At 70.7% G+C, this 20,500-nt stretch carries 27 protein-coding genes; 23 read left to right on the plus strand and 4 right to left on the minus strand.

Translation table 11 applies throughout. The annotated features are described in order from the left end of the window. The first annotated feature begins 121 nt into the window (after window positions 1-121). The 8 genes from AB0L95_RS31880 to AB0L95_RS31915 all read left to right on the plus strand — a co-directional run bounded on the left by AB0L95_RS31880 (window position 122) and on the right by AB0L95_RS31915 (window position 5,343). Entirely contained in the window at window positions 122-976 is an 855-nt protein-coding gene (locus tag AB0L95_RS31880; protein ID WP_365167616.1) for an alpha/beta fold hydrolase, read from the plus strand. A gap of 36 nt (window positions 977-1,012) precedes the next feature. Continuing rightward, window positions 1,013-1,267 carry a MoaD/ThiS family protein gene (locus AB0L95_RS31885; protein ID WP_365167619.1) on the plus strand — a complete coding sequence of 85 codons (255 nt, stop codon included), beginning with the start codon at window positions 1,013-1,015 and terminating at the stop codon, window positions 1,265-1,267. Between the two features lie 3 nt (window positions 1,268-1,270). Beyond that, complete coding sequence (locus AB0L95_RS31890) at window positions 1,271-2,446, plus strand: hypothetical protein (RefSeq protein WP_365167622.1); 1,176 nt, start codon at window positions 1,271-1,273, stop codon at window positions 2,444-2,446. 161 nt (window positions 2,447-2,607) lie between these two features. Then, window positions 2,608-3,345, plus strand: a complete 738-nt coding sequence (locus AB0L95_RS31895; RefSeq protein ID WP_365167625.1) for a DUF2993 domain-containing protein — start codon at window positions 2,608-2,610, stop codon at window positions 3,343-3,345. A 217-nt stretch (window positions 3,346-3,562) separates the two neighbouring features. Then, window positions 3,563-3,643 (plus strand): Ms5788A family Cys-rich leader peptide, encoded by an 81-nt coding sequence (locus AB0L95_RS31900; protein WP_351335063.1) that lies wholly within the window; start codon window positions 3,563-3,565, stop codon window positions 3,641-3,643. Between the two features lie 149 nt (window positions 3,644-3,792). Further along, on the plus strand, window positions 3,793-4,638 hold the full coding sequence (locus tag AB0L95_RS31905) for a sulfurtransferase (RefSeq protein WP_365167628.1): 846 nt from the start codon (window positions 3,793-3,795) through the stop codon (window positions 4,636-4,638). A gap of 32 nt (window positions 4,639-4,670) precedes the next feature. Beyond that, the gene (locus AB0L95_RS31910; protein WP_365167630.1) at window positions 4,671-4,958 is read left to right on the plus strand and encodes a DUF1416 domain-containing protein; all 288 of its coding nucleotides are present in this window, start codon (window positions 4,671-4,673) and stop codon (window positions 4,956-4,958) included. A 127-nt stretch (window positions 4,959-5,085) separates the two neighbouring features. Next, window positions 5,086-5,343: a DUF3099 domain-containing protein gene (locus AB0L95_RS31915; RefSeq protein ID WP_365167632.1), complete on the plus strand. Its 258-nt coding sequence runs from the start codon at window positions 5,086-5,088 to the stop codon at window positions 5,341-5,343. Window positions 5,344-5,526: 183 nt separating this feature from the next. On the opposite strand, the gene AB0L95_RS31920 is transcribed toward AB0L95_RS31915, so the two are convergent. Together AB0L95_RS31920 and AB0L95_RS31925 are read right to left on the minus strand one after the other, a co-directional pair. Further along, on the minus strand, window positions 5,527-5,889 hold the full coding sequence (locus AB0L95_RS31920; RefSeq protein WP_355921187.1) for a DsrE family protein: 363 nt from the start codon (window positions 5,887-5,889) through the stop codon (window positions 5,527-5,529). 23 nt (window positions 5,890-5,912) lie between these two features. After that, complete coding sequence (locus AB0L95_RS31925) at window positions 5,913-6,287, minus strand: hypothetical protein (protein WP_365167635.1); 375 nt, start codon at window positions 6,285-6,287, stop codon at window positions 5,913-5,915. A 180-nt stretch (window positions 6,288-6,467) separates the two neighbouring features. Between AB0L95_RS31925 and AB0L95_RS31930 the strand changes: the two genes are divergently transcribed. The 6 genes from AB0L95_RS31930 to AB0L95_RS31955 all read left to right on the plus strand — a co-directional run bounded on the left by AB0L95_RS31930 (window position 6,468) and on the right by AB0L95_RS31955 (window position 10,862). Next, window positions 6,468-7,310, plus strand: a complete 843-nt coding sequence (locus AB0L95_RS31930; RefSeq protein ID WP_365167734.1) for a helix-turn-helix transcriptional regulator — start codon at window positions 6,468-6,470, stop codon at window positions 7,308-7,310. Next, window positions 7,292-7,501 carry a DUF397 domain-containing protein gene (locus AB0L95_RS31935; RefSeq protein ID WP_365167638.1) on the plus strand — a complete coding sequence of 70 codons (210 nt, stop codon included), beginning with the start codon at window positions 7,292-7,294 and terminating at the stop codon, window positions 7,499-7,501. The genes AB0L95_RS31930 and AB0L95_RS31935 overlap by 19 nt, the downstream gene beginning before the upstream one ends. Before the next feature lie 117 nt (window positions 7,502-7,618). Further along, the gene (locus AB0L95_RS31940; protein WP_365167640.1) at window positions 7,619-8,341 is read left to right on the plus strand and encodes a hypothetical protein; all 723 of its coding nucleotides are present in this window, start codon (window positions 7,619-7,621) and stop codon (window positions 8,339-8,341) included. Beyond that, entirely contained in the window at window positions 8,338-9,180 is an 843-nt protein-coding gene (locus AB0L95_RS31945) for a hypothetical protein (RefSeq protein ID WP_365167642.1), read from the plus strand. The genes AB0L95_RS31940 and AB0L95_RS31945 overlap by 4 nt, the downstream gene beginning before the upstream one ends. After that, entirely contained in the window at window positions 9,177-10,034 is an 858-nt protein-coding gene (locus AB0L95_RS31950; protein WP_365167644.1) for a hypothetical protein, read from the plus strand. Before AB0L95_RS31945 ends, AB0L95_RS31950 begins: the two co-directional genes overlap by 4 nt. Window positions 10,035-10,286: 252 nt before the next feature. Continuing rightward, on the plus strand, window positions 10,287-10,862 hold the full coding sequence (locus tag AB0L95_RS31955; RefSeq protein ID WP_365167647.1) for an FABP family protein: 576 nt from the start codon (window positions 10,287-10,289) through the stop codon (window positions 10,860-10,862). Between the two features lie 7 nt (window positions 10,863-10,869). Here AB0L95_RS31955 and AB0L95_RS31960 read toward each other — a convergent pair whose 3' ends face one another. Continuing rightward, a complete protein-coding gene (locus tag AB0L95_RS31960) occupies window positions 10,870-11,064 on the minus strand; it encodes a hypothetical protein (RefSeq protein WP_365167649.1) in 195 nt (64 codons plus the stop codon). Between the two features lie 125 nt (window positions 11,065-11,189). Here AB0L95_RS31960 and AB0L95_RS31965 point away from each other — a divergent pair, with 125 nt between their 5' ends. Both AB0L95_RS31965 and AB0L95_RS31970 read left to right on the plus strand, forming a co-directional pair. After that, the gene (locus AB0L95_RS31965) at window positions 11,190-11,627 is read left to right on the plus strand and encodes a Fur family transcriptional regulator (protein ID WP_365167652.1); all 438 of its coding nucleotides are present in this window, start codon (window positions 11,190-11,192) and stop codon (window positions 11,625-11,627) included. Between the two features lie 10 nt (window positions 11,628-11,637). Beyond that, window positions 11,638-12,603, plus strand: coding sequence for a folate-binding protein (locus AB0L95_RS31970; protein WP_365167655.1), 966 nt, complete (start codon window positions 11,638-11,640; stop codon window positions 12,601-12,603). A gap of 29 nt (window positions 12,604-12,632) precedes the next feature. Here the strand turns inward: AB0L95_RS31970 and dtd are convergent, their stop codons facing one another. After that, complete coding sequence (gene dtd / locus AB0L95_RS31975) at window positions 12,633-13,058, minus strand: D-aminoacyl-tRNA deacylase (protein ID WP_365167658.1); 426 nt, start codon at window positions 13,056-13,058, stop codon at window positions 12,633-12,635. 263 nt (window positions 13,059-13,321) lie between these two features. Here dtd and AB0L95_RS31980 point away from each other — a divergent pair, with 263 nt between their 5' ends. From AB0L95_RS31980 to AB0L95_RS32010, 7 genes are all read left to right on the plus strand, one after another. Continuing rightward, complete coding sequence (locus tag AB0L95_RS31980; protein WP_365167660.1) at window positions 13,322-13,924, plus strand: AmfC protein; 603 nt, start codon at window positions 13,322-13,324, stop codon at window positions 13,922-13,924. Window positions 13,925-14,036: 112 nt separating this feature from the next. Next, window positions 14,037-15,062, plus strand: a complete 1,026-nt coding sequence (locus AB0L95_RS31985) for an asparaginase (RefSeq protein WP_365167662.1) — start codon at window positions 14,037-14,039, stop codon at window positions 15,060-15,062. A gap of 92 nt (window positions 15,063-15,154) precedes the next feature. Beyond that, on the plus strand, window positions 15,155-16,438 hold the full coding sequence (locus AB0L95_RS31990; RefSeq protein WP_365167665.1) for a GNAT family N-acetyltransferase: 1,284 nt from the start codon (window positions 15,155-15,157) through the stop codon (window positions 16,436-16,438). A gap of 403 nt (window positions 16,439-16,841) precedes the next feature. After that, complete coding sequence (locus tag AB0L95_RS31995) at window positions 16,842-17,747, plus strand: winged helix-turn-helix domain-containing protein (RefSeq protein ID WP_365167737.1); 906 nt, start codon at window positions 16,842-16,844, stop codon at window positions 17,745-17,747. 23 nt (window positions 17,748-17,770) lie between these two features. Then, the gene (locus AB0L95_RS32000) at window positions 17,771-18,478 is read left to right on the plus strand and encodes an HAD family hydrolase (RefSeq protein ID WP_365167667.1); all 708 of its coding nucleotides are present in this window, start codon (window positions 17,771-17,773) and stop codon (window positions 18,476-18,478) included. A gap of 193 nt (window positions 18,479-18,671) precedes the next feature. Beyond that, window positions 18,672-19,550: a GntR family transcriptional regulator gene (locus AB0L95_RS32005; protein ID WP_365167669.1), complete on the plus strand. Its 879-nt coding sequence runs from the start codon at window positions 18,672-18,674 to the stop codon at window positions 19,548-19,550. Continuing rightward, entirely contained in the window at window positions 19,550-20,287 is a 738-nt protein-coding gene (locus tag AB0L95_RS32010; protein ID WP_365167671.1) for an HAD-IA family hydrolase, read from the plus strand. Before AB0L95_RS32005 ends, AB0L95_RS32010 begins: the two co-directional genes overlap by 1 nt. Window positions 20,288-20,500: the final 213 nt, after the last annotated feature.

The following is a 20,500-nucleotide window of genomic DNA, read 5'->3' on the forward strand; positions in this document are numbered from 1 at the left end:
CCGCTATGCGTTCGCCGGCCCGTACACCTGCGGTTTCCCGCTTCGTATACAACGCGTCCGAAAGCACAAAAGGACCCGGGGGCTACGCTGCCCGAGTCCTCTGCCCAGCAGAATAGCCCACATGAGCACTGGTCGGGCAGGTCACATGGCACGATCCACGGTTCGTCCGCACTCTGAGACGGCGCGTCGTGGGCCTTTGCGGACTTTTCTGCGCACGGTCGACGGAGTCGCGATCGACGCCGCATACGAGCCGGGATCCGGCGTACCCGACACCGGGCGTGCACCGACCGGCCCTCTGCGGGATCTTGCGATCGTCGTCGCGCACGGCTTCACCGGCGATCTGGAGCGGCCCCATGTCCGCCGCGTCGCCGATGTCCTCGCCCGGCACGGCGCCGTGGTCACCTTCTCCTTCCGCGGGCACGGCGCGTCGGGGGGACGCTCCACGGTCGGCGACCGCGAGGTGCACGACCTGGCGGCCGCGGTGCGCTGGGCGCGCGAGCTGGGGCACTCCCGGGTGGCCACCGTCGGCTTCTCGATGGGCGGATCGGTGGTGCTGCGGCACGCGGCACTGCACCAGGGGGACGCGGACACGGACGCGGTGGCGGCCGTCAGCGCCCCGGCCCGCTGGTACTACCGGGGTACGGCCCCCATGCGGCGGCTGCACTGGCTGGTGACCCGGCCGGAGGGCCGCCTGGTGGGCCGCTACGGCCTGCGCACCCGTATCCACCACCGCGACTGGGACCCCGTGCCCGTCTCTCCGGTGCAGTCCGTCCCGCTGATCGCGCCGACCCCGCTGCTGATCGTGCACGGCGACCGGGACGGCTATTTTCCCGTCGACCACCCGCGGATGCTGGCGGACGCCGCGCCCGGCCACGCCGAACTGTGGCTGGAGCCCGGGATGGGCCATGCCGAGCACGCCGCCGACGACGCGTTGATGGCGAGGATCGGGGCGTGGGCGGTCTCGCGCGCGGGCTAGCCTGAGGGCGTTCACAACGACGAGCTGAGGAAGCAGATGGCAAAGGGCACGGTGCGTTACTGGGCCGCCGCCAAGGCCGCGGCCGGGACCGCCGAGGAGCCGTACGACGCGACGACGCTCGCGGAGGCGCTCGACGCGGCCCGTCTGCGACACCCCGGGGAACTCGTGCGTGTCCTGCGGCGATGCTCCTACCTCGTCGACGGTGACCCCGTCGGGACACGCGCGCATGAGACGGTACGGCTGGCCGAGGGCGGCACGGTCGAGGTGCTCCCGCCGTTCGCAGGAGGATGAGCGATGAGCAACCCGCCCCACGAGGGGTACGACCAGGGCTACGACGCCTACGGACAGCAGGGCTATCCGCCTCAGGCGCAGCAGCCGGGTCCCCAGCAGCAGGGTTATCCCCAGCAGACACCGCAGCAGGGGTGGTACGACCCGAACGCGGCCGCGTATCCGCAGCAGCAGCCGTACCCACAGCAGCAGCCGTATCCGCAACAGCAACAGCAACAGCAACAGCAACAGCAACAGCCGTATCCGCCGCAACAGCAGTGGCAGGGACAGGCGTACGGGCAGCCGTTGCCGCCGGAGGGCTCGGCGTACGAGCCCCACAGCTACGCGGCACCCCCCACCGGAGGCCTGGCCCATCCGACCCGGGCCGACGGCGCGCACGCCGGCACGGCGACGGCCGCGCCGTCCGCCCCCGTCGACCTCTCCTCCCTCCCCGCCAACCAGCGGGCCCGGCTGGAGGGCCGTTCGCCGATCATCGAGCCCGGACTCCAGCCCGCCGCGCTCACCGCGGGCCTCGCCGTTCTGCTCGCCGGTGCCGCGGCCCTCGGGACGTACGCCCTCGTCGTGCCGCTGGTGGTGCTCCAGGCCGTGACGGCCGCCGGATGGTTCCGGCTGAACGGCATGTGGCCCGCCCGGCAGGGCATCGCACTGGCGTTCCTCGGCGCGGTCACCGCGGACGTCGTGCTGCTCGTGGCCGGCCGGGAACACGCGCCCGCCGCGATCCTGGGCACCCTCGGGGTCTGGGTGCTGCTCTCCCTCGCGCTCCAGCTGCGGTCGCACGCCGATCCGGACACACGGATGTACGGCCTGATGGCTACGGTCGCCTCGGCCGCGCTGTCGATCGTGGCGGCCGGGCATCTCGCGGCCACGCCGGACGCCGTCACGGTGGGCGCCGTCGCGGTCGCCGTGACGGTCCTGGCGCGTGCGCTGCCGCTGCCGACCGCGGCCTCCGTGGTGGTGGCCCTGCTGGCGGCGGCGGGGGCCGGCATCGCGATGGGCGGGGCGACGGGCCTCGGCACCTCCGGTGCCTTCCTCGGTCTCGGCGCGGGCGTCTGCGCCCTGATCGGCCACCGGGCCGCGTCCTACGACTACCCGTCCCGCTTCGTCCACTTCACGGCGGGCGTGGCCCTGCCGCTGACGACGGCGGCGCCGGCCGTCTACCTGCTGGGGCGTGCCTTCGGTTAGTCATGCCCCTGTGCATGTCACACGTGCATGCCCCCGTGCATGTCACAAGTGATCGACAATCCGACGGCCGCCACAGCGCACGGGGTTACAGTCGCGCTCGGCGGCCACCCGGCCGTCGGTGATCTGTCATGCACGACCGCCGAGGTGGGGGAACACCGAGCATGCGCGCACTGCGAATACTGTTGATCGTCGTCGTGATCCTGGGCGGACTCTTCGCGATCGTGGACCGGGTCGCGGTCCACTTCGCCGAGGGGAAGGTGGCCGACAAGCTGCGGACCACCGAGAACCTGGCCGCCACCCCGGACGTGTCGATCAACGGATTCCCCTTCCTCACCCAGGTCGCCGGCGGCGAGCTGGACGACGTCGAGGTCGGCATCAAGGACTACGAGGCGCCCACCGGCAACGACGGGCAGAAGGTCCGTATCGACGACCTTCACGCGGAGATGAAGGGCGTCCGGTTCTCCGGGAACTACAGCTCCGCCACCGCCTCCGACGCCACGGGCACCGCGCTGATCTCCTACGCCGAGCTGCTCAGGACCGCCAAGTCGGAGCCCACCGACGTGGGCCTCGGCGTGACGGCCCGGGTGATCGGGTTGTCGGACGGCGGCAACGGCAAGATCAAGGTGACGCTCACCTTCACGGCCCCCGGCATCAAGACGACGCAGCCCGTCTCCGTGCTCAGCTCGGTCACGGTCCGGGGCAACAACGTCCAGGTGCACGCCGACGGGCTGCCCCAAATCGACGGGGTCTCGCTCGTCGAGAACCGGATCCGGGCCATCACCGACTTCCAGCAGGGCATCGCCCAACTGCCCGGCGGTATCCGCCTCGACACGGTGCGGGCGGCGAAGGACGGCGTGGAGATCACGGCGAAGGGTTCGGACGTCAGGCTGGCGGGGTAGGACGCCCGACGGGCCGCCCCGACGGCCCGCCCCGAAGGGCGACTGTCCGAAGGGCGAGACGTACCCGTCCGCTCCGCAGATGGGCCGACGGCCCGGCGCGTCCGCCGGTCGCCCGGCGGCGGGCCGATCTCGATCCCTTCCCACATCTCGGACGATCGCATCTCAGTATGCGACACGCCGGTGACATGCCCGGCGATACGTCCCTACGATCGACCTCATGCAGCGACAGGCGGATCTCACGAAGCGGCGGGCAGTAGACCTGTGCCGCGTCGCCGCCATGCTCTGTCGCCCTTTCTGAGCGGGAACTCCTTCCCGTACCCCTCGCGTATCGCCGGCCCCGCGCCTGACCCCGGGGCCCCTGTGCGCCGTGTACGCCACAGCCCGATCGCGTACCCGCGCCCACCGCACCCGTATCACCCGCCGCAACTGCCCCGGAGGAGAAAGCGCATGAGCCGCAGCGACGTCCTGGTCGACGCCGACTGGCTGCAGGACCGCCTGGACGACCCGACCCTCGCGATCGTCGAGGTGGACGAGGACACGTCCGCGTACGACAAGAACCACATCAAGAACGCCATCCGGATCGACTGGACGAAGGACCTTCAGGACCCGGTCCGCCGCGACTTCATCGACCAGGCCGGCTTCGAGAAGCTCCTGTCGGAGAAGGGCATCGCCAACGACCAGACGGTGATCCTCTACGGCGGCAACAACAACTGGTTCGCCTCGTACGCCTACTGGTACTTCAAGCTGTACGGCCACGAGAGCGTGAAGCTGCTCGACGGCGGCCGCAAGAAGTGGGAGCTGGACGCCCGCGAGCTGGTCGACGGCACCGACGTGCCCGAGCGCCCGGCCACCCAGTACCAGGCCAAGCCGCAGGACACCTCCATCCGCGCCTTCCGTGACGACGTGGTCGCCGCGATCGGTGCGCAGAACCTGGTCGACGTCCGCTCGCCCGACGAGTTCTCCGGCAAGCTGCTCGCCCCGGCGCACCTGCCGCAGGAGCAGTCGCAGCGTCCGGGCCACGTCCCGAGCGCCCGCAACATCCCGTGGTCGAAGAACGCCAACGACGACGGCACGTTCAAGTCCGACGAGGAGCTCAAGGAGCTCTACGCGGAGGAGAAGGTCGACCTGGCCAAGGACACCATCGCCTACTGCCGCATCGGTGAGCGCTCCGCGCTGACCTGGTTCGTCCTGCACGAGCTGCTCGGCGTCCAGAACGTCAAGAACTACGACGGCTCCTGGACCGAGTACGGCTCCCTCGTCGGTGTCCCGATCGAGCTCGGCGCCGCCAAGTAACCCGGACCCCGGACCTACCCGAAGGAAGAACCATGTGTGGAGCGAAGGCCGGCGGCCCCGACGCCTCGACGATCAAGCCCGGTGAGACCACGATCCAGGGCCAGGTGACCCGCGACGGCGAGCCCGTCGTCGGCTATGTGCGCCTGCTGGACGCGACCGGCGAGTTCACCGCCGAGGTCCCGACCTCGGCGACCGGACAGTTCCGCTTCTACGCTGCCGAGGGCACCTGGACCGTGCGCGCCCTGGTGCCGGGCGGCACCGCGGACCGTACGGTCGTCGCCCAGCAGGGCGGCCTCGCGGAGGTCGCGATCGCCGTCTGACGGCACACTCCACGACGGTCCGAGGGGCCGTGAGTGACGGCTGAAGGGCCGCATCCCCCAGGGGTTGGACGCTGCTGGGCGGGGTGCGGCCCTTCGGCATGCCGGGTTCCGGGCATAGCCTGGAGGTATGTACGCACGCCGGCGTCATCTGTACTTCGCCATGATGGGGACCTGCATCGGGTTGTTCGTCCTGGCGTGGGGCGTCGTGCGGCTCTGGTCCGTCCCCGCGGCGGTGGGGATGTGCCTGGTCGCCATGGTGATCCCGCCGGTGGCCGCGGTGGTGGCGAACCGGCGCGGCCCCGACGACCGCTGGTGGGACGACCCGTCCGGGGACGCGAAGTCCGACGAGTGGTGGGACGAACTGGACGGGAAGAAGCGGCACTAGGGGGTGTCTGACAATTCCCGCCGGGCGCGCGGCGCCTGGCACGGCACCTCGCCGCGTTGTCGGATCACCCGAGTACGTCCAGTACGCGGGCGATCCTCCGCCTTGCGATGCACCGCACCAGGCGCCGCGCGCTGATCCGACGCGAATCGTCACACACCCCCTAGGCCCTGATGTGCCCGCGTGTCAGTACACGAGCGCCTGTGTGTCGTCCGCCAGCGCCTCCTGGACGAACATCTGCGCGCCCGCGATCCGTACGCCCTCGATGACGTCCTTCTCCGTGATCTCACGGCGGGCCGCGCACTGCGTGCACAGGGTGATCCGCCCGGCCGCCAGGACCGATTCGATCAGGTCCGGCAGTGGCGCCGCGTGCGGCAGCTCGAACTCGGCGGCCCGGCCCGGCAGCGCGAACCAGGACGACTCCCCGGTCAGCCAGAGCGAGACGTCCACGCCGCTGGCCACCGCCACGGCCGCCACGGTGAACGCCTGCGAGCAGCGCTCCGGGGCGTCCGCCCCGGCCGTCACCTTGATCACGAGCTTCTTCGCCATGCCCGCAGCCTAGTCCGGCGGGGTCATGCGCGGTGCTCCTGGTTGTGGTGGCGGCGCAGCAGAACGTTGGCGTCCGTCTCCGCGCTGGCGTCGCACTCCGCCCGCGCCGCCTCCCGCAGCCCCTCCAGCCTCGTGCACGTCGCACAGCCGCGGACCGGGAGCGGCGGGCGGCTCGTGTCGCCGGCCGACCGGGTGCGTTCGTTCGCCGCCGTCACCCCCGCGCTGAGCCGTTCCCGGGCCGTCGCCGGGCGGAGCGCGGCGGGGTCGGCCTGCCATTCCCGGCCCCCGCCGACCGGGCGCAGCATCGCGTACGGCCCCGACCGGTCCTGGTACGCGCCGACCTTGCCCGTCGCCGGGTCGTAGAGAAGCGCTCCGCGCTCGGGGGACTCCGCCGTCATGGGTGCCGTTCCTTTCCCGACAACGCCTGCGCGCCGCGTGACAGTTGAACTACGCTGCGTGTTCCGTACCGTATGAGCATGGCCGCTGAGCAGGGCCGGAATGCCGTGGTCGAGACCTCTTTCGCCGCCCCCCGGCGCTCCTTCCACACCTTCCACGGCCGTCTTCCGCAAAGGAGCGCGATGCCGCCGCGAAGGGTGATCACGGGACGCAGCCAGGAACCGAGGAAGCGGTTCGCGGAGGAACTCCGGTTACTGCGCACCGAGCGGGGCGACAGCCTGCGGAAGCTCGGCGAGGTGCTGGGCTGGGACTGGTCCCTGTTCGGAAAGATGGAGAGCGGCCAGACGCTGGGCAGCCCCGAGGTGGTCCAGGCACTGGACCAGCATTACGGGACCCCCGGGCTGCTGCTGGCGCTGTGGGAACTGGCGGTGGGGGACCCGACGCAGTTCAAGGAGCAGTACCGGCGGTACATGATGCTGGAGGCCGAGGCGGTGAGCCTCTGGCAGTTCTCGGTGAGCATCATTCCGGGTCTGCTTCAGACGGAGGGGTACGCGCGTGAGGTCCTCGCGCTGGGTGGCGCCAAGGGTAAAGAGCTGGACCAGCAGGTCGAAGCCCGCACAGGACGACGGAAGCTGCTGGAGGGGGACGAGGCACCCCCGTTCCGCGCTCTCCTCACCGAGACGGTGCTGCGCACCCCGCAGCGCGACGCGGAGGAATGGCGGGAGCAACTGGAGTACCTGCTGGAAGCGACAGGGCGCCCGAACATCACGATCCAGGTCCTGCCGCTGGAGACCGGGTTGCATGGCTTGGTCAGCACTGACGTGATGTTCCTGCGGCTACTGGATGGCAAGACGGTGGCGTACACGGAGAATGCCTACCGTGGTGAACTCGTGGAAGAAAACAGCTCAGTTGAACTGCTGCAACGTGCGTACGATGCGATGCGTGACCTGGCTCTGAACCCGGCCGAGTCGCGGAAGTTCATCCTGCGGATGTTGGAGGAAGTGCCGTGCGAGCCATCGACCTGAGCACCGCGACATGGCGCAAGAGCAGCTACAGCAATCCGGACGGCGGCAACTGCGTAGAGGTCGCCCAGAACCTCCCCTCCGTCGTCCCCGTCCGCGACAGCAAGGACCCCGCCCGCGCCGCCCTCGTCTTCGAGGCCGCCGCCTGGGCCGTGTTCGTCGAGGCGGTCAAGGGAGACGACATCAAGTCGTGATCAAACTCCCGTACAACCACGGGTGTTGACCGAGAGTCTCCTGTGAAGCGCGCATGCGGAATGCGCGCTTCGCCTTTTGTGGGGGATGTCTTGGAAGTACCCGAAGAGGTGCCCGAAGTGGCAGCGGAGCTGCCTGAGCCCGCGCCTCGCGCCCGCCGTCGTGGCCGTACCGCGCTTCTCATCGCCACGGCCGCCGTGCTCGGCGTCGTCGCCGGCACCTGTACCGGCTACCTGATCGAGGCCGACAGGGAACCCACCCGGCTGCCCTCCTTGTCACAGCCCACGCTCCCGCAGGCCAAGGGGCCCGCTCCCGAGCCGCTGCCGGCCGCGCAGGATCGCCAGGTGAGGACCGACGGAGACCTGCGCAAGTTTCTGCTGACGAAGCCGCGTGGCGCCAAGGACGTGGACGTGCTGAAGGGCGACGACGGCTGGTTGGGGCTGACGGCGTACGCCGATGCTTTCACCAAGCCCGGCGCCGCCTTCGGGAACCTGGTCGACGAGGAGTTCCGCCGGGGCGCCGTCACCGGCTGGGAGACCGGCGACGGATCCATCGTGGAGATCCGGCTGCTCCAGTACCGCCAGCAGGAGACCACGGGCGCTGCCAACACAACCAAATCCCAGGAGGACTGGATACAGGGCGAGCACGGCACCAAGAGCTGGCCGATCCCCGGCACCGGGGCGGGCATGGCTTACGTCCTCTCCAAGCCGGACACGGGTCACAGCGTCGAGGCCCTCGCCTGGCGCGGTGACATCGCCGTAGAAGTCTTCATCGACTCGGCCAAGCCGGTTCCCAAGGCGCAGATCATGGATCTCGCCCAGCGACAGTTGGAGCGTCTGTGAGCGAGAGCCAGGCAGATCAGAGCCAGGCAGAAGAAGAGCCGACACCGAAGGACCCCGTACGGCGGGTTCGCCGTGGCCGTGTCGCCGCCGCTGCCGGGGCGGTACTCGTCGTCGGCGCGGTCGTCGCCGGAGTCGGGTACACCGTCGTGACCGTCCGGGACGCCGACCGGGATCCCGGCGCTCCCCTCTGGACGTTCCCGAAGGACAAGGCGGCGCAGGCGAAGCCGGCCGCGCAGGCAGGCCTGGCCGGGATGCTCGTGCCGTACGAGCTCCTCTGGCAGCGCGGCCCGGACCTCGACGAGTTCGGCTCTGACGCCCGGCTCAGCGGGGAGCAGGCCACCGCCTTGCGCAAGGAGGCGTATCACGACCTGCCCCGCACTCAGCGCGAGCGGCTGGACAAGGAGATCGACAAGCAGCGCGTCCAGGGCATGGCCATGCGCAGCTACGTCCAGCCGGCCGGCGTCCAGGCGGTCGGCAACATCTACCAGGCGCACGGGGTCGTCACGGTGAGCATCGTTCTGACGCAGATGGAGAACAAGGCCGCCGTCCGTGACCTCTCGACGTTCCAGAACGAGTTCCTCGCGGCCCTGGACATCTTCCGCAAGGGTCCGGAGATCAAGGGCCACAAGAACGCCAAGTGCTTCCTGCCGCCCAAGGACGAGGACACCAAGGGCGAGGACGGCGACAAGGGCGTCGAGACGATGGCCTGCTCGGCATACGAGGGGAATGTCCTGGTCAGCGTCACCGCGTCGGGTCCGCGTGACCTGAACACCAAGGAGGTCGCCGCCCTGCTGACCAAGCAGCTCGATCGCATCGAAGAGCCGGGGGCGGCCGTATGACGGAGCAGGCGCGACAACTGGAGGGGCAGGCCGGGATGCCGGAGGACGCCGCGCCGGTGGGGCCCTCTTCCGCCGACGGCCCCGAGCCGCCGAGGGAGCGGCGGGTGCTGCGGGCCGTTCTGCGGTGGACCGCCGCCGTGCTCGTCTTCGCGGCGGCCGGCGCGGGGACGGCGTACGGCGTCACGCGCATGGAACGGACCGACCTCCCGGCGCTGGCGACCGAGTCGGACGGGCGGTGGGATTACCCGATGCTCAGCAAGCCGCCGCTGCCTTCTGGCAGCCCCGGGCCGTTCGCCGAGGACAACCCGGCCGGCGCCCACTACGCCGACCTGCGCGCCCTCGTCCTGCCGGCTCCCAAGGGCGCGACCGAGGACAAGGCGCTGAACGGCGAGGAGGGCTGGCTGGCGACAAAGGACTTCCTGGCGGAGTTCGCCATGCAGGAGGACCGGACTGAGCTCGGGCAGAGCCTCACCGATCTCGGCCTGCGGCACATCGCGGCCCGCGGCTGGACCACCCAGGACGGCACACGGACCCGCGTCTACCTGCTGCAATTCGGCACGGCGGAGGTCGCGCACCGGGCGAGCGAGGCGTTCGGCGGGGGGAACTCGCCCGAGCACGAGGTACGTGGCGCCGACGTGTCGCACCTGGACGCGGACTTCCCCTACGCGGCCGAGGTCAAGGACGTCGAGCGCGTCGTCTACGCCGAGGACAAGCCGTACGGCGACGAACAGGTCCGGCACGCGTACCTCCAGGCCGGTGACATCGTGGCGTTGGTCCTCCAGTCCCGTAAGGGCATGGCACCAGCCGTCCCCTTCCAGCAGACGGTGATCCTGCAGAGCCAACTGCTCGGCTGACCGCAGCCGACCCCCGTGAGGACGTACCTCGAAGGGAGGACCGGGCCCCGGCCGCGTAAGCTGGGGGCCGGTCCTGTACGTACGTACCTCACCCCGCTCAGCCGAGGAGCACCCTGTGGAGATCTTCTTCGAAACCCTGCTGGTCCTGGTCTGCGTCGGCGTGCTCGCCTTCGCCGGGCTGGCTGTGAAGAAGCTGTACCAGGGCCAGCGCTGACCCCCACACCCCCGCCGGACACGACCGAAAAGCTGCTCATGATCGAGATCCCGTCCGACCTTCACAAGGACCTTGTCCCGCTCGTCTTCCTGCTCGGCAACTGGGCGGGCGCGGGCGTGCACGACTTCCCCGGCTCCGAGAAGTGCAACTTCGGGCAGGAGGTCTCCTTCACCCATGACGGCCGGGACTTCCTGGAGTACCACTCCCACAGCTGGGTGCTGGACGGCGAGGGGAACAAGGTCCGGCCGCTGGAGTCCGAGTCCGGCTACTGGCGGATCGACCAGGACCGCAAGGTCGAGGTCACGATGGTCCGCGACGACGGGGTCGTCGAGGTCTGGTACGGCGAGCTGGCCGAGAAGAAGCCGCAGGTCGACATCGCCACGGACGCCGTCGCCCGGACGGCGGCCTCGGGTCCCTACACCGGCGGCAAGCGGCTGTACGGGTACGTCAACAGCGACCTGATGTGGGTCGGCGAGAAGCAGACCCCCGAGGTCCCGCTGCGCCCCTACATGTCGGCCCACCTGAAGAAGGTCGTCACCCCGGAGGACGTCGAACGCTGGGCGAAGGCCCTCCCGGACGACCTCCCGGACGACGGCATCGCCTTCTTCAAGTAGGTCGGGTTCACCCGTTCCGGACAGTGGTGCAGGTCGCTCGCAGACCGGCCTCCGCCTTTGCCTCGGCGTGGATCCTTCCGATCTCGGCGATGGCGTCCGCCGGGTCCTCCACGCCCCCGCTGATCACCTCGTCCAGGTGGCGCAGCCGCGCGGCGCGCGAGGGGCGACGCCGGATCGCAACGAACAGGCCCCACGTGTGCACGATGCGGCCGTCCGTCGTGCCTCCTGAGCGATCACGTTCCGGCCGCATGGTGCCCGCCACGCCCTGGCGGCTGGTTCCCCTCGCTCGCGACCCGCGACGCGGGCCCCGGTCCTACACTGGGTGCTGTGGTGAGCACCGACTGGAAGAGCGATCTGCGGCAGCGCGGCTACCGGCTGACCCCGCAGCGGCAACTCGTGCTCGAAGCCGTGGACACCCTGGAGCATGCGACCCCCGACGACATCCTCGTGGAAGTGAGGAAGACGGCGTCGGGGGTCAACATTTCCACCGTGTACCGCACCCTGGAGCTGCTGGAGGAGCTGGGGCTCGTCAGCCACGCCCATCTGGGGCACGGCGCGCCGACGTACCACCTCGCGGACCGGCACCACCACATCCACCTGGTCTGCCGCGACTGTACGAACGTGATCGAAGCCGATCTCGACATCGCCGCCGAGTTCATCGTGAAGCTGCGCGAGACGTTCGGTTTCGACACGGACATGAAGCATTTCGCGATCTTCGGCCGGTGCGAGGACTGTTCAGTGAAGAGTTCAAATACCGCGTCGTAGGCTTGGATCCATGAAGAGTCCCCTGTTGTCCCTGCCCGGTGCGGTCCCCGCCGAAGGCGTGGACGAAGGCGTCGCCGCCCACTACGGCGACCTGTTCCGTGAGCAGCGCTCCCTTGCCGACGGCTCCGGATTCGTGGATCTCTCGCACCGCGGTGTCCTCACCGTCAGCGGCGAGGACCGGCTGAGCTGGCTGCATCTGCTGCTCACCCAGCACGTCAGCGAACTGCCCCCGCACCAGGCCACCGAGGCGCTCGTGCTCTCCGCGCACGGCCATATCGAGCACGCGCTGTACCTGGTCGACGACGGCGAGACGGTCTGGGCCCATGTGGAGCCCGGCACCCAGGACGCGCTGATCGCGTACCTGGAGTCGATGAAGTTCTTCTACCGCGTCGAAGTCGCCGACCGCACGGACGACTTCGCCGTCGTGCACGTGCCCGCCGGCTCCATCGCCGAGGTCCCCGAGGGCGTCCTGGCCCGGGAGACGCCGTACGGCCGCGACCTCTTCCTGCCGCGCGGGGACCTGGAGTCCTACGCCGAGAAGAGCGGCCCCGCGGCCGGCCTGCTGGCGTACGAGGCGCTGCGGGTCGAGCAGCACCGGCCCCGCCTCGGCTTCGAGACCGACCACCGCACCATCCCGCACGAGCTGGGCTGGATCGGTTCGGCCGTGCATCTCCAGAAGGGCTGCTACCGCGGTCAGGAGACGGTCGCGCGCGTCCAGAACCTGGGCAAGCCGCCGCGCCGCCTGGTCTTTCTGCACCTGGACGGCAGCGAGGTGCATCTGCCGCCGCACGGCACCGAGCTGCGGCTCGCGGACGACGGCCCGGACGGCCGCAAGATCGGGTTCGTGACAACGTCGGTACGCCACCACGAACTGGGCCCCGTCGCCCTCGCCCTGGTCAAGCGGAGCATCCCGGTGGACGCCCGCCTGATGGCGGACTCGACGGCGGCGGCGCAGGAAGTCGTCGTGGAGCCGTAGGGCTCAGAGCTTCCGGGGGCCCGTAGGGCTCAGATCTCCAGGAGCACGGTGAACGGGCCGTCGTTCGTCAGCGACACACGCATCTGCGCACCGAACCGGCCCGTCGCCACCGTCGCGCCCAGCGCACGCAGCTGGGCGACCACCTCCTCGACGAGAGGCTCGGCGACATCGCCCGGGGCGGCCGCGTTCCAGGTGGGGCGGCGGCCCTTGCGGGCGTCGCCGTAGAGCGTGAACTGGCTGATCACCAGCAGCGGCGCAGCGATGTCGGAGCAGGACCTCTCGTCGTGCAGCATGCGGATCGACCACAGCTTGCGGGCGAGCTGGGCCGCCTTCTCCTTGGTGTCCTCGTGGGTGACCCCGACGAGGACGCACAGCCCCTCGCCGTCGATCTCGCCGACCGTCTCGTCGTCCACGACGACGCTCGCGCCGTCCACTCTCTGCACCACCGCACGCATGCGGTCCATGATGCCGTGCGGCCCGAACGCCCCGTGCGGGCACCCGGGAGAGCGTTCCGGGACCGGGGAGAGCGGTCCGGGACCGGTCGGTGAAAACCGGACCGGTGATTTCTTATGAGGGCATTCTTATTGCCCCTTAACACCTCCATCCGGGGCAGATCGGTGGCACTCGGTCACGCGACGGTGGCATGGAGTGGCACGATGCGTGTGTCGCGGCCCATCCGTGGGGGGTGCCGCGCCGGTCGAGGGGACGGTAGAGGTACATGAGCACATCGAGTACCGGGCAGCCGCCCGGGATTGTGGCGCCCGCCCTGTCGGGAGTTCTGGGACAGCACCGGCCGCCCGTGCAGCGCACGGACAGCCCCCTGGCCACCGATCCGCCCGGGCACGATCTGTCCGCACTACGGCTGAGCGAGCTGCGCGCGGTGCGCCGGGACGCCCAGCGGGACGAGGCCGACCTCAGTTATGTACGACGGCTGCTCCAGGGTCGTATCGACATCCTGCGGGCGGAGCTGGCCCGGCGCGGCGGCCGGGCCGCCCCCGAGGGCGTCATGGAGCGGCTCGCGGAGATCCTCCGGGACGCGCCCGCCCGCCAGCGCTCCTCCGCCCGCCATGTGACGCTCGGCACACCGCACGGAGAGGAGTACCGGCGGCTGGCGTCCCGGATGCTCGGCGAGGTCGAGCTGTCGGACCTCCAGGCGCGCACGGACGAGGAGTTGGGCGCGGGGATGATCCGGCTCGTGGGGTACGAGCGGCAGGTGTCCCGGCGACGGCAGCACCTCCAGCGCACGGCGGACGATTGCAGTGCGGAAATCGCGCGCAGGTACCGTGAAGGAGAAGCACAAGTAGACGACCTGCTCATGTGACGCGAGGGCCCTGGCGAACCCGGGGCCCCGAGTGTGCACGGAGGCGCTCGCCGGGCCGGAGAACCTCCGGCCGGGCGCCGCCGGGCGGGTCCCGTCCCGAAGGCCACCGCCCATGTCGACATCCGCCCAGCCTGCCACCTCCGCCCAGCCCACCCCGTCCGTCGCGTCCCCCGTGCCCCCGGTGCTCGCCGAGGTGGTGCGCTCCGGGTTCGTCGAGGGGCGGCACCGCGGAAGCCTGGCGCTGCTGGCCGCGGACGGTTCCGTGGAGTTCGCGCTCGGGGACGTGAGGGCACCGGTCTTCCCCCGGTCGTCCAACAAGCCGATGCAGGCGGCCGGGGTGCTGCGCGCGGGCCTGGAGCTGACCGGGGAGCGGCTGGCGATCGCCGCCGCGAGCCACTCGGGCGAGGCGTTCCACCGGGAACTCGTACGGCAGATGCTGTCGGAGCACGACCTGAGCGCCGAGCGGCTCCAGTGCCCGCCCGACCTGCCGCTGGACCCGACGGAGGCGGAGGCGTACCTGGCGTCGGGGGCCGTGCGGGACCCCATCACCATGAACTGCTCCGGCAAGCACACGGCGATGCTGGCGGCGTGCGCGCTGCGGGGCTGGCCGCTGGACTCCTACCTCGACCCCGCGCACCCGTTGCAGCAGCTGATCCACTCGGTGGTGGAGGAGGCGGCCGGTGAGCCGGTGGCGGCGGTCGGTACGGACGGCTGCGGTGCCCCGCTCATGGCGATCAGCCTCGTCGGCCTGGCCCGCGCCTTCCGCTCCTTCGTCCTCGCGGTGCCGGGCACGGCGGAACGCCGGGTGGCGGACGCGATGCGGGCGCACCCGGAGTACGTGGCCGGCACCCGCAGGCCCGACACCTGGTTGATGCGCGAGATACCCGGCGCCCTGTCGAAGATGGGCGCGGAGGCGGTCCAGGCGGTCGCCCTGCCCGACGGCCGGGCCCTCGCCTTCAAGGTGGACGACGGCGGCACCCGGACGCTGGGCCCGATCCTCGCCCGGGCCCTGACCCTGATGGGCGTCGAGGCCCCGGTGGTGACCCGGATCGGCCGGGCACCCCTGCTGGGCGGAGGCCGGGAGGTCGGCGCGATACGCGCGGCTTTCCAGCACCCGTCGCCCGTCGAGGGCCGCTGAACCCTTCCGGTCGCGGCACCGGCCGCCGACGGCATGTCCCCGGCTCGCATATCCGGGCGACAGCCATGCCGCCACCCGCCTAGCGTGTCCGCATGAGCCGCCCCGAGGACATCGACGTACGCGCCATCACCGAGTCCGAGATCAAGGAGTGGAACCGGGCTCTCGTGACCGGCTTCCTCCGCCCGCCGGAGATCTCGGACCACGACGTCGCGGACCTGGCCACGTACCTCATCCCGTCCCGCACCCTCGGCGCCTTCGACCGCGGCGCCGCCCGCTCCCCGGGCGGCGGGACCCCCGTCGTGGCCACCTTCCGTTCCTTCCCCCAGGAGCTGACCGCGGTCGGCGGCACCCCGGTCCCGGCCGACGCGATCACCAACGTCTCCGTCACGGCCACCCACCGTCGCCGTGGCCTGCTGAGCCGCATGATGGCCCTCGACCTCGCGGCCGCGAAGGAGCGCGGTGACGTCGTCGCCACGCTCATCGCCGCCGAGTACCCGATCTACGGCCGCTTCGGCTTCGGCCCGGCCGCCCACACCACCCAGTGGGTCGTCGAGATCTCCCGCACCGGCCTCGACCGCCACCGGCCCGTCCCGGACGACGGCGGCCGGATCGACCTCGTCGACGGCGCCGCGGTGCGGGAGCTGGGCCCCGCGCTGCACGAGCGTCTGCGCGCCGGCCAGGCCGGTGCCGTCAACCGCTCCGAGCGCTGGTGGCAGGTCACCACGGGCGCGATCCGGATGGATGCCCGGCCCTGGACCGAGCCGTTCCACGCGGTGTACCGCGGGCCGTCCGGCGCTGTGGAGGGTCTGGTCACCTATGTGAGCGAGAACCACTGGGGCGACGACAAGAAGCCCGGCGGCGAGGTGACCGTCAAGAGCCTGATCGCCACGGAGCCCGCCGCCGAGCGAGCCCTGTGGCACTACCTCTGCTCGATCGACTGGGCCACGACGGTACGGTCGGGCTACCGCGCCCCGGACGACCTGCTGCCGCATCTCCTGCCCGACCCCCGCGCCGCCCGTCTCGTCATGCACGCGGACTGGCTGTGGGTGCGGATCCTGGACGTCGTGCGGGCGCTGGAGGCGCGGACGTACGCCGCCGCCGGCACGCTCGTCCTGGAGGTCGTGGACAAGGCGGGTCTGGCCGGCGGCCGCTACCGGCTGGAGGCCGGGCCGGACGGCGCGCGGTGCACACCGACCGACCAGGAGCCCCAGCTGACCCTGCCCGCCGCGGAGTTGGCGACCCTGTGGCTGGGGGACGAGTCCGCCGTGCGGCTCGCGGCGCTCGGGCGGCTGCGGGAACAGCAAAAGGGCGCCGCCTCCGTGGCCGACGCCCTGCTGCGTACGTCCAGGCGGCCGTGGTGCCCGGACATGTTCTGAGCCCTTCGGGGCTCGCTCGCGGGTGGTGCTCCTTCCGTGCGGGTGGTGGCTGCCGTGCTGTGCATCCGTAGCTGTAGCTGTTCAGTTGTCGGTGCCTTACGGCTGTTCGGTTGTGGTGGTGCGGGTGGTGCGGGCCGACCGAGCTCCCGGCTCCCCTCCGGAAGGGAGCCCGGACGGCCGGACTGCCGGAGCCTGAACCTCCGGTCAGCCGGGCTGGGCGAGCGGCGTCATGGGGTCACGGTGACCAACCTTTCAAAAATGTGACCATGTCGTTCAATAACGCTCAAGCTTGCTCAACTTCCATCGAAGTTGGCGACCAACTTCAACTGACTTATCTCCACTTGGAGTCGTCTCATAACCACCCCCGTGTGAACTGCCCAAAGATGGCGCGAAGTTGTACCGTTTGGCCGTGGAGGCGGAACACGCTCCCGCCCTTGGGCGGACAGGGTCACAACGGCCACAGAGGTCGCACCACGACGTGGCCGACGAACTGCGCAGCCGGATCGGATCCGGAGTGCTGCGGCCGGGGCAGCGCATGCCCACCCAGGCCAAGCTGGCGGCCGAGTTCGGCGTGGACCGGGGCGCTGTACGACGGGCGCTGCACATCCTGCACTCGGAGCGTCTGCTCACCGATGTCTCCAAAGGGAGCCCGGCGACCGTGGCGCGGCACCCCGGCGAGGCGCCGGCCGGGCCCGGGGCCGTGCCCCAGCCCACGACGGTGGCACTGGGACCGCGGATATCCGCGGCGTTCGCCGCACCCCATGTGGTGGTCGACGCCCTGTGTCTGACCGCTGTCTCGCTGACGCTGGCGCTGGGCGAGCCGTTGCGCGCGATTCACGCGGGACGCACAAAACCGGCCAGGGTCGATGTGCGCGTACTGCTGCCCAGCGGCCGGATCGATCTGGCGTTCCCCACCACGGTGGAGGGCCCGGACGACGGCCGGCTGCACCGGCGCTGGCTGGAACAGCGCAACGCGCAGGGCCATGTCCTGCGGCACAATCTGCTGGCGCTGCGCAGCTCGCACGGCATCGACGTGCATGTCTCCTTCCGCGCGCTGCCCTTCACCCCGCCCGTGAAGCTCTACCTCCTCAACGGGTCGGAGGCGCTGTTCGCCTACTACACGCTGATGCGCCGCGGCGAGGAGATCGACCATGAGCACCTGGACGTGTACGACGCCGAGGGCACCCGGTCGCTGCTGTTCTGCTTCGCGCAGGGGGCGTCCCTGCGGGACACCACGTTCGTAGAGCAGTCGCATCTGTGGTTCGACGCCCTCTGGGAAACCATCAGCACGGACCTGACACTTTCCTAGTGACGTCTGATACGACGCGGACCATGCCGGTGACAGAAGAGACCGAGAGACTGCGTGAACTGATCGAAGGTGCACGCTTCGTGCTGTTCGACTTCGACGGGCCGATCTGCCGTCTGTTCGCACGCCACCCGGCGGCGGAGGTCGCACGGGCGATGACGCAGTGGCTGCACGAGCAGGGGCTGCGCCTGCTGCCGGACGGGGAGGAGGGCGCGCAGCCCGACCCCCAGGCGGTGCTGCGCACGGTCCATCGGCGGCACCCGGGCAGCGATCTCGTGGCCGAGCTGGAGGAGGTGCTCACCCAGCACGAGCTGAGGGCCGTCCCCGGCGCCATGCCCACCCCGTACGCCGATCCGCTCATCCGCACCTGGACCGCGCGCGGCACACGGCTCGCGGTCACCACCGACAACTCGGCGCGCACGGCCTCGGCGTATCTGGCGGGCCGGGGACTCGCCGGCTGCTTCGCCCCGCACATCTACGGCCGTACGCACGAACTCCACCGGATGAAGCCGGACCCGTACTCCCTGAACCGGGCCCTGCGGGCGATGGGGGCGGCCTCCGGGAGCACCGTGATGATCGGTGACGCCCCGTCCGACCTGCACGCGGCCCGGCGGGCCGGGGTGCCGTTCCTCGGCTACGCGCGCAACGAGGAGAAGGGGGCCCGCCTGCGCGAGGCGGGCGCCGAGGTGATCGTGCGTTCGCTGGAGGCGGTGCTGTGGATCCTGCGGAGGTGAGCCCGGGCCCTGCACGGGGGCCCGGGTGCCGCACAGGACCGGCCGGGTGAACAGCAGGGCCAGGACGAGCGCGGCACAGCTTCGCCAACTCCGTCAATGTGGTTGCCAACTCTTCAGCCAATTAGCGTCGGTTGGTCGTGACCGACAAGCAGGTATTAAACAACTCCCCGTAGATGGGTGTGGGTTGTAACGTTTGGTCGTGACCCAGGAGAACGTCGCAGTGAACGGCAGCAGAAGGTCCTCGCCCCAGGAGATCGCCGACGCGCTGCGGGCCCGTATCCGCAGCGGCGACCTGAGGGCCGGTGACCGGCTGCCCACGCAGGCCGAACTGGCCGAGCAGTTCGGGGTGGAGCGGGGCAGGATCCGGCAGGCCCTGCGCGCCCTTCACGAGGACGGTCTGCTCAGCGACGTCAGCAAGGGCAGCCCGCCCCGGGTCGCCGAACCCCCGCCGGTCAGGGACGAGCCGCAGCCGACGATGGTGGGGCTGGCGCCGCGGCTCACGGAGGCGTTCGCGGCCCCGCACGTCCGTATCGACGCGGCCTGTCTGACCGCCGAGACGCTGATGCTGGCCCTCGGCGAGCCGGTGCGGCAGATCCACGAAGGCCGTATCCGCCCCCGGTCGATCGATGTGCGAATCCTCCTGCCCTCCCGGGAGATCAACCTCGCGTTCCCGATCTCCGTCAGCAGCGCCGGTGACGAGGACCCGGTCCACCGGCGCTGGCTCGAACAGCGCAACGCCCAGGGGCACGTCCTGCGCCACAACCTCCAGGCCCTGCGCGCGTCGCACAACATCGACGTCCGGGTGACCTTCCGCGCGCTGCCTTTCACCCCGCCGGTGAAGCTCTATCTCCTCAACGGGGCGGAGGCCCTGATCGCGTACTACATGCTCACCAAGCGGGAGGAGGAGGTGGAGAGCCGGACCCTGGAAATGTACGACACCCTGGGCGCCACGTCGCTCCTGTTCTCCTTCGAGCGCAGGACGGGCACACGCGACGCCGTGTTCGTGGAGCAGTCGCAGAAGTGGTTCGACGCCCTCTGGGAAACGATCACCACGGACCTGACACTCTCCTAGTGACCTTTGATACGACACTGACGGATCAAAACGCGGAAGAAAACGGGCAGTTGCGGGATCTGATCGGTCCTGTGCGCTTCGTCCTCTTCGATTTCGACGGTCCGATCTGCCGCCTGTTCGCGGGACACTCGGCCGAGGGCGTGGCGAAGGATCTCGTCGAGTGGCTGGAGGGGCAGGGGCTGCGTGACCTGCTGACGGAGCAGGAACGCGTCCACCCGGACCCCATGGCCGTCCTCCACGCGGTGAACCGCCGGCGCCCGCGCAGCGATCTGGTGACCGAGTTGGAGGAGCGGCTCACCCAGCAGGAGCTCAAGGCGGTGGTCACCGCCTGGCCCACCGCCTACGCGGATCCGCTGATCCGGACCTGGGCCGCCCGTGGCGCGAAGCTCGCCGTCGCGACGAACAACTCGCCGCGGACCGCCGTCAGCTATCTCGACGACCGCGACCTGACCGGTTGTTTCGCCCCTCATGTCTATGGCCGCACCCATGATCTGCACCGGCTGAAGCCGGACCCGCACTGCCTCAACCGTGCCCTCAGCGCGATGGGCGCGCCCCTGTCCGCCGCCCTGATGATCGGCGACACCCCTTCCGACCTCCAGGCGGCCCGGCAGGCCGGGGTGCCGTTCCTCGGCTGCGCGGGCAGCGGCCCCCAGGAGAAGGCGCTGCGGGCGGCGGGAGCCGAGTGCGTGGTGGTCTCGCTGGAACCGGTGCTGCGGATCCTGAGCGGTCGGGCCTGACGCGCCCCGGATCCCGGCCGGGGCCCCTGCCCTCGGCCCTGCGGAACGTCCGGAACGTCCGTGCGGAGGGGCTCGTTCCGTCCGTCGACACGGAGATCCGCCCTGTGTCCCCGGCGTCGGCGGCGTGCCCCTTCCGGGTGCCGCGAGCGCCGGTATGCGCAGGGAATGCCGAGTCCGTCCTGCGGCATGGGGCCCGATGCCCTAGGGTGTGCC

Source organism: Streptomyces sp. NPDC052036 (assembly GCF_040680495.1).
Lineage (GTDB): Bacteria > Actinomycetota > Actinomycetes > Streptomycetales > Streptomycetaceae > Streptomyces.

Excerpts from the sequence above, each read along its gene's own strand:
- AB0L95_RS31905 (WP_365167628.1), top strand. The coding sequence starts at position 3,793 with ATGAGCCGCAGCGACGTCCTGGTCGACGCCGACTGGCTGCAGGACCGC.
- AB0L95_RS31930 (WP_365167734.1), top strand. The coding sequence starts at position 6,468 with ATGCCGCCGCGAAGGGTGATCACGGGACGCAGCCAGGAACCGAGGAAG.
- AB0L95_RS31925 (WP_365167635.1), bottom strand. The coding sequence starts at position 6,287 with ATGACGGCGGAGTCCCCCGAGCGCGGAGCGCTTCTCTACGACCCGGCG.
- AB0L95_RS31885 (WP_365167619.1), top strand. The coding sequence starts at position 1,013 with ATGGCAAAGGGCACGGTGCGTTACTGGGCCGCCGCCAAGGCCGCGGCC.
- AB0L95_RS31955 (WP_365167647.1), top strand. The coding sequence starts at position 10,287 with ATGATCGAGATCCCGTCCGACCTTCACAAGGACCTTGTCCCGCTCGTC.
- AB0L95_RS31900 (WP_351335063.1), top strand. The coding sequence starts at position 3,563 with ATGCAGCGACAGGCGGATCTCACGAAGCGGCGGGCAGTAGACCTGTGC.
- dtd (WP_365167658.1), bottom strand. The coding sequence starts at position 13,058 with ATGCGTGCGGTGGTGCAGAGAGTGGACGGCGCGAGCGTCGTCGTGGAC.
- AB0L95_RS31915 (WP_365167632.1), top strand. The coding sequence starts at position 5,086 with ATGTACGCACGCCGGCGTCATCTGTACTTCGCCATGATGGGGACCTGC.
- AB0L95_RS31985 (WP_365167662.1), top strand. The coding sequence starts at position 14,037 with ATGTCGACATCCGCCCAGCCTGCCACCTCCGCCCAGCCCACCCCGTCC.
- AB0L95_RS31970 (WP_365167655.1), top strand. The coding sequence starts at position 11,638 with ATGAAGAGTCCCCTGTTGTCCCTGCCCGGTGCGGTCCCCGCCGAAGGC.
- AB0L95_RS31950 (WP_365167644.1), top strand. The coding sequence starts at position 9,177 with ATGACGGAGCAGGCGCGACAACTGGAGGGGCAGGCCGGGATGCCGGAG.
- AB0L95_RS31895 (WP_365167625.1), top strand. The coding sequence starts at position 2,608 with ATGCGCGCACTGCGAATACTGTTGATCGTCGTCGTGATCCTGGGCGGA.
- AB0L95_RS31980 (WP_365167660.1), top strand. The coding sequence starts at position 13,322 with ATGAGCACATCGAGTACCGGGCAGCCGCCCGGGATTGTGGCGCCCGCC.
- AB0L95_RS31880 (WP_365167616.1), top strand. The coding sequence starts at position 122 with ATGAGCACTGGTCGGGCAGGTCACATGGCACGATCCACGGTTCGTCCG.
- AB0L95_RS31990 (WP_365167665.1), top strand. The coding sequence starts at position 15,155 with ATGAGCCGCCCCGAGGACATCGACGTACGCGCCATCACCGAGTCCGAG.
- AB0L95_RS31920 (WP_355921187.1), bottom strand. The coding sequence starts at position 5,889 with ATGGCGAAGAAGCTCGTGATCAAGGTGACGGCCGGGGCGGACGCCCCG.
- AB0L95_RS32000 (WP_365167667.1), top strand. The coding sequence starts at position 17,771 with ATGCCGGTGACAGAAGAGACCGAGAGACTGCGTGAACTGATCGAAGGT.
- AB0L95_RS31910 (WP_365167630.1), top strand. The coding sequence starts at position 4,671 with ATGTGTGGAGCGAAGGCCGGCGGCCCCGACGCCTCGACGATCAAGCCC.
- AB0L95_RS31890 (WP_365167622.1), top strand. The coding sequence starts at position 1,271 with ATGAGCAACCCGCCCCACGAGGGGTACGACCAGGGCTACGACGCCTAC.